This window comes from Campylobacter concisus (assembly GCF_002914195.1).
GTDB classification, from domain to species: Bacteria; Campylobacterota; Campylobacteria; order Campylobacterales; family Campylobacteraceae; genus Campylobacter_A; species Campylobacter_A concisus_M.
The window spans coordinates 1-568 of the sequence record NZ_PPAU01000008.1 but is presented as its reverse complement, the minus strand read 5'-3'; the positions used below and the strand labels follow the sequence as shown (position 1 = coordinate 568).

Here is a 568-nt window from a genome sequence, read left to right as displayed (position 1 = left end):
ATTCATATATTTATGGATCAGATTAAAAATCATCGCATCGGCATCTTGTGCCTCATCAATCACAATTAAATCGTATTTATGAAAAATCTCCTTTAAAAAATCATCGTCCTTCATAGCATATTCATAAATTCGCTTATAATAGTAAGTGTGTGAAATTTCTAGCTCATTTTCTTTTATGGCCGTATCTAGTGCCTTGTTTATCTCATGGGCAAGAACCGCTTCTGGAGTAACTGAGTTATTGGCACAAAATTTAGCAAGCGTATATTCGACCCCACAAGACTTAAACGGAGTATCGTCATAGCTTAATCCTGCATCTACAAAAGCCTTATGCGCACCCCTAATATTATAGGCAACATTATCGCTTGTGAGATAGACACTAAAAAACTTCTCAATTTCTCCCCTGATTGATCGAGAATAGCCTCTTAGCATTTTAAGAGTTACTTCGTCTGTTTGGTTATATTGCAAAATACGATTTTCAAAGAAACTATTGGTTAGCTTATTGGCGATTACGGCATAATCATTTTTGGTAAGCCCATTTTTTGCATAGTTGATTTTTACTGCATTTAGA

Annotated in this window: 1 protein-coding gene; it reads right to left on the bottom strand. The window is 34.9% G+C overall.

The annotated features are described in order from the left end of the window. On the bottom strand, nucleotides 1-568 hold a 568-nt coding region (locus CYP28_RS10150), incomplete at both ends, for a hypothetical protein (protein ID WP_181000379.1).